The organism is Microbacterium sp. Root53 (assembly GCF_001426925.1).
In the GTDB taxonomy this organism is placed as follows: Bacteria; Actinomycetota; Actinomycetes; order Actinomycetales; family Microbacteriaceae; genus Microbacterium.
Map to the genome: position 1 here is coordinate 1 of NZ_LMFR01000018.1, position 5,360 is coordinate 5,360.

Sequence of the window (5,360 nt, forward strand, 5' to 3'; positions counted from 1 at the left end):
GGTTGTAGGAGATTCCTCGAAGGATCACACGGTGACCGCGCCCACGTTCACAACGAGGCCGACCACCGAACGGTTACACCACTATGCGGGACGCCACTGCGTGGGTTCACGGTCGCAGCGGCTCGCTCGCATCACTCGCCCAGGCAGACGTCGATGAATGGCTCGCCGGCGGCCCCCGCCCGTTCCTGCACCATTTCCTGACATGGGCGGGACGGGACGGAAGTTCCCGCCGGCTCGCGGCCCCACGCCCGTCGTCCGGAGGCCTGAATCCGCAGGCGCTGAGCGACGACGAACGCTGGCGATTGTTCGCCGACGTCACCTCCGACGCGTCCATCGATCCGCATACGAAGTTCGCCGCGGGGCTGATGCTCATGTTCGGCGTCCGCGCAGCGAAGATCGTCCAGCTGCGTGCGGAGGACGTCGCCGTCACCGATCAGGCCGTGATCGTCCGTCTCGGGACGGAACCTCTCGTGCTCCCTGCCGAGCTCGCCCCGGCCGCCGCCGGAGCGGCCAGCAATCGCACCGCGCCCCGGATGTTCGTGGAGAGCATCGAACAGGAGTGGGTCTATCCGGGAGCCCGCGCCGGCCATCATATGGCACCCGACACGCTCAACAGCCGGCTCCGCGCCGTCGGCATCCCTCCACGACTAGCACGCACCAGCGCGTTGATCGCCCTCGCGCAGGAACTCCCACCAGTCGTTCTCAGTCGCCTGACGGGGTTGGACATCTCCTCCGCAATCGCCTGGTCCAACGCGATCGGCGCGAACAACAACGCCTACGCCACCGCAGTCATCGAACGAGTCGGCATGCCTTTGCCGACTCTCTGAACCATGACCCTACGCCCTGTCAGCGGAGTCCTTGGACGGTCGGCTTCGGCTATAGGTATCGGCATACGTCGACAGAACTACATGTGTCGGGTTCGACGTGTTCGGCGTGGTCGCGGAGCCCGGCGAGGGTGTTGCGCAGGTCGTTGAGCTGCGCGATCTGCTGGTCGATATCGGCGAGCCTCGTATCGAGCAGGTCCCGGACGTGACCGCAGGGTGCTTGACCGTGGTCGCGGATGTCGAGGATCTGCCGGATTTGGGCGAGTGTGAGGCCTGCGGCTTGCCCGCGGTGGATGAAGCCGATCCGAGTGAGGGCATCGGCCGTGTAGTCGCGGTAGCCTGCGGGTGTCCGCTCGGCGGACGGTAGGAGCCCTTGGTCTTCGTAGAACCGCAGCGTTTTCGTGGTCGTGCCGGCCGCGTCGGCGAGTTCTCCGATCCGCATGTTCCTCGCTCCTCTGCGCATGTTGCACGCACCTCTTGACCTTCCCCCATGCTGGAAGGTTCATGATGACTGTATCAGCAGGATTTTCAGTACTCCAGGGAGGAATCGGATGCAGTCGACGTTTGATCTCGCGATTGTCGGGTCGGGTGGCGGGGCGTTCGCCGCCGCGATCCGCGCCACGATGCTGGGTAAGTCGGTGGTGATGATCGAGCGTGGCACGTTCGGTGGCACGTGTGTGAACACCGGATGCGTACCGTCCAAGGCGCTGCTCGCGGCCGCTGAGGCACGCCATGTGGCCGCCGACGCCGGTTCCCGGTTCCCGGGGATCGCCGCCACCGCGGACCTGGTGGACATGCCGGCGCTGATCGCCGGGAAGCAGGATCTGGTGGAGGCGATGCGGAGCGAGAAGTACGTCGACGTGGCCGATGCCTACGGCTGGCAGAACCATCAGGGTGATGCGGCCTTTGCCGGCACCCCGGATGCACCGGTGCTGGAAGTCACGGCCGCGGACGGCAGGGTCGAAACGGTCGAGGCGGCGCATTACCTGATCGCCACGGGCGCGCGCCCCTGGGCCCCACCGATCGAAGGGCTGGACGGGGTCGACTTCCTGACCTCGACATCGGCGATGGAGTTGGACAAGGTCCCGGACTCGCTGCTGGTGCTCGGCGGTGGCTATGTGGCACTGGAGATGGCCCAGTTGTTCGCCCGGCTCGGCGCGAAGGTGACCCTCCTGGTGCGGTCCCGGCTGGCGTCGAAGGAGGAGCCAGAGGTCTCCAAAGCGTTGCAGGAGGTCTTCGCCGACGAGGGCATCCGGGTGGTCCGCCGCGCTGTTCCCACACGCGTGGCCCGGGACGTGGCGACCGGTCAGATCGTCGTCACGGCCGAAGTCTTGGGCAGTAAGCAGGAGTTCCGTGCCGACGAGATCCTCGTCGCGCTCGGACGCCGCCCGGTCACGCAGGGTCTCAACCTGGATGTAGTGGGAGTGAATACCGGCGACGCCGGGCAGGTCCTAGTCACCGGCGACCTGCAGTCCTCGAATCCTCGCGTGTGGGCGGCCGGGGATGCGACCGGGCATCCCGAGTTCGTCTACGTCGCCGCCCGGCACGGCACGATGGTCGCCGAGAACGCCTTCGCCGATGCACACGAGTCCGTCGACTACACGCGGATGCCGCGTGTCACGTTCACCAGTCCCGCGATCGGCTCGGTCGGGATGACCGAGAAGGAAGTCCTCGCGGCCGGGATCCGCTGCGACTGCCGCGTCCTTCCCCTGGAGTACGTGCCGCGGGCGGTCGTGAACCGAGACACCCGCGGGTTCATCAAGATGGTCGCCAACGCCGACACCGGTGAGATTCTCGGCCTCACCGCCGTCGCCCGGGACGCCGGCGAGCTCGCCGCCGCGGGCGTCCATATCCTCGGTAAGACCATCACGGAGGTCGCCGACGCGTGGGCCCCGTACCTGACCATGGCCGAGGGCATCCGCATCGTCGCGAAAGCCTTCACCACCGACGTCTCGATGCTGTCCTGCTGCGCCTGAGCACGGACCAACCCGCTTCATCACCCACGAAACCGGAGAAAATGCCCATGACTGACCTCACGACCGATCTGTCCGACCGGCTCGCCCGATTCGATGAAGAAGCCCTGCTGGTCCCGTTGCTGCGACTACTCGTCGACGGTGACCCGGTCACCATCGACGACCTCGCGGGCGCCGTAAAGCTCCCCGTCGACGAGGTCCGAGCCCGCCTGGCCGCTACGCCGGACACCGAGTACGACGGCCAGGGCCGGATCATCGGCCAGGGCCTCACCTTGCGCCCCACCAGGCACCGGTTCACCGTCTCCGGTGAAGAGCTCTACACCTGGTGCGCGTTCGACACCCTGATCTTCCCCGCCCTCCTGGACCGCCCCGCCCGCATCGAGTCGATCTCCCCAACCAGCGGCGACACGATCCGGGTGAGCGTCGACCCGACCGTCGGCGTCACCAGTGTCGAACCGGCGACCGCGGTGATGTCCCTCGTGAATGCCGCAGACACGCCATCGATCCGCTCCTCGTTCTGCAACCAGGTCCACTACTTCACCTCCCCGCAGGACGCTGCCAGCTGGCTCACCGAACACCCCGGCGCGCAGACCCTCCCCGTCAGCGACGCCTTCGAGCTCGGTCGCACCGTGATCACCGGGATTCTCGAGCGGCCCCAGCCCGCTCGCAGCGTCGAGCCGTCCAGCAACTGCTGCGGACCCGAGACCTGCTGCTGAACGGCATACGAAATCGAGGCTCAATAGCGCGAGGCTCAATAACGCGCGCTACCAATACCGACGCGACGCCGCGAGTGCACTGCAATTGCCGGCGATCCAGAGAGCGATGGGTGCGTGGACGCCGAGGTCCCTGAGCTCAGTCGGCCACCGCGAATCGCCTGGAGTGATGATGGTGAAACCACGTCGCTCCGTGTCGGCGAGGACCCGATCGACGTCGGCATCCCGCAGTCGTGCACGCAATCGGTCTCGCCACAGAGCCCCGTCAGTGTTGTCGATCGCGTCGGGCAACGGCTTTCGCGTCTTGATCAATTGCACTGTCTCGAACGCACGTAGCGAGCGGAGCAACGTTCCCGTGACCCCGTCTCCCGGTTCTGAGACTGCAGCGAGCGCGACACGAGCGATCTGCTCGTCCGTGAGAGACGGAGTCATCGTCGTTCCTTCCTCGTGATGGCGGATGGGGGAGTAGGGCCGGTGATCGGCAATCCGTAGCCACTCAGAGTCGGATCAGAGCGTGAGGCCGCGTCGACGCGACGCGGTTGCATGCCCGGCGAGCGCGAACCACGGAGTCTGCGGCGATGTTGGGCGGTCCGCGTCCTCCGCCTGCGGTGTGAACGTGCGTAAGAGGGAGACGTAGCCGAACCGGCGGTTGTACGTCAGCGCGTACACGGCGTCGTCGTCGTGGACGACGCGGTCGGTCGGGCTTTGGGGAACCTCGTTGTACACGTATCCGTTGACGAGTGCGGAGTCCCTGGTCTCATCGCCGAAGTCCCACTGCGACAGGTGGCGGATTGCCCGCTGGGGACCGCTCCTGTCGATCATGCCGAGCACGCGATCGGCTTCCTCGCCTTGCAGGAAGACAACGCTCATCCAGCGGTGTTCGGTGGCCGCCTGTGAGATCGGCGACTCCAGCGAGATGGATGATGTCGCGGTGGTGGTGCTGTGGTTCATTCTGAGCTCCCTTCTCTACGCAGGAGGTGCGTTGCGACTCACCTGTGCGAGTGGGAGTGGCCGTCCTCTGATCGCGGCAGAGTGAGCACCGCTACCCTCGGGTGAATGGCGCGCAACGAGTCCAAGTGGGAGCTCTACCTCGCGCATGCCGCCGAGTGGTTCGAGATGACAGGTGAGATTCCGCGCGGGGAAGAGCACCCCGGCGGCTGGGTTCAACAGCAGCGCTCTGCACTGCGGGGCGGCTTCTCGTGGCTGACACCCGAACGCATCGAGAAACTGGACGCGTCGCTGCCGGGATGGCGAGACAAGCCCTCACCTCGCTCTCGCGAGTGGATCGTCAGCGCCGCGGCACTGTGCGACTTCGCGAGCGAGAAGCAAACGCTCCCTCCGCAAACCAGCGACGACTTGGAAGAGCGCCGCCTCGCACTTTGGCTGAGCGGACAGCGTGCTCATCTGCATCGCGGCGAGCTTCGGCGGGACCGCACGGAATGGCTCGATGAGCACGTCCCGGAGTGGCGCGGCCGCGGCCGACGGAGCGATGCATGGAGGCGCAATGCGCTCGAGCTCAGCGATTGGGTGCGGCGGGAAGGACGTTTCCCGAGTCCGCGGAGCGACGACGCGGACGAACGCCGTCTCGGGCAATGGATGAAGAACCGCCTCGACGACCTGCGCGCGGACAAGCTGACGACGGGGCGCATCGCTCTCCTCGACGACGCTGCACCGGGTTGAAGCGCCCTGAGTTTGTTGGAGGCTCCTGACCTTGGAAACGAGGATGGAGTCATGCCGAAGGAACTGGCGAGTGGGAAGCCGACGACGCGTCGCTACTCGAGCGAGGAGAAGGCCGCTGCGGTGCGGATGGTGAGGACGCTGCGCGCTGAGCTCGGCGTCACGCAGGGGAC

The 5,360-nt window shown here is 66.5% G+C and carries 6 protein-coding genes; 4 read left to right on the forward strand and 2 right to left on the reverse strand.

Features of this window, described 5'->3' with window-relative positions:
- Positions 1-83 precede the first annotated feature (83 nt).
- Positions 84-827 (forward strand): hypothetical protein, encoded by a 744-nt coding sequence (locus tag ASD19_RS07965; RefSeq protein WP_156377156.1) that lies wholly within the window; start codon positions 84-86, stop codon positions 825-827.
- Between the two features lie 49 nt (positions 828-876).
- Here the strand turns inward: ASD19_RS07965 and ASD19_RS07970 are convergent, their stop codons facing one another.
- Entirely contained in the window at positions 877-1,266 is a 390-nt protein-coding gene (locus tag ASD19_RS07970; protein WP_019157635.1) for a heavy metal-responsive transcriptional regulator, read from the reverse strand.
- Between the two features lie 109 nt (positions 1,267-1,375).
- Between ASD19_RS07970 and merA the strand changes: the two genes are divergently transcribed.
- Together merA and merB are read left to right on the forward strand one after the other, a co-directional pair.
- A complete protein-coding gene (gene merA, locus ASD19_RS07975) occupies positions 1,376-2,800 on the forward strand; it encodes a mercury(II) reductase (protein WP_055990915.1) in 1,425 nt (474 codons plus the stop codon).
- Between the two features lie 47 nt (positions 2,801-2,847).
- Positions 2,848-3,513, forward strand: coding sequence for an organomercurial lyase MerB (gene merB / locus ASD19_RS07980; RefSeq protein WP_055990918.1), 666 nt, complete (start codon positions 2,848-2,850; stop codon positions 3,511-3,513).
- A gap of 504 nt (positions 3,514-4,017) precedes the next feature.
- Here merB and ASD19_RS07985 read toward each other — a convergent pair.
- The gene (locus ASD19_RS07985) at positions 4,018-4,461 is read right to left on the reverse strand and encodes a hypothetical protein (RefSeq protein WP_055990921.1); all 444 of its coding nucleotides are present in this window, start codon (positions 4,459-4,461) and stop codon (positions 4,018-4,020) included.
- Positions 4,462-4,566: 105 nt separating this feature from the next.
- Here ASD19_RS07985 and ASD19_RS07990 point away from each other — a divergent pair, with 105 nt between their 5' ends.
- The gene (locus ASD19_RS07990) at positions 4,567-5,190 is read left to right on the forward strand and encodes a helicase associated domain-containing protein (protein ID WP_055990924.1); all 624 of its coding nucleotides are present in this window, start codon (positions 4,567-4,569) and stop codon (positions 5,188-5,190) included.
- Positions 5,191-5,360 lie beyond the last annotated feature (170 nt).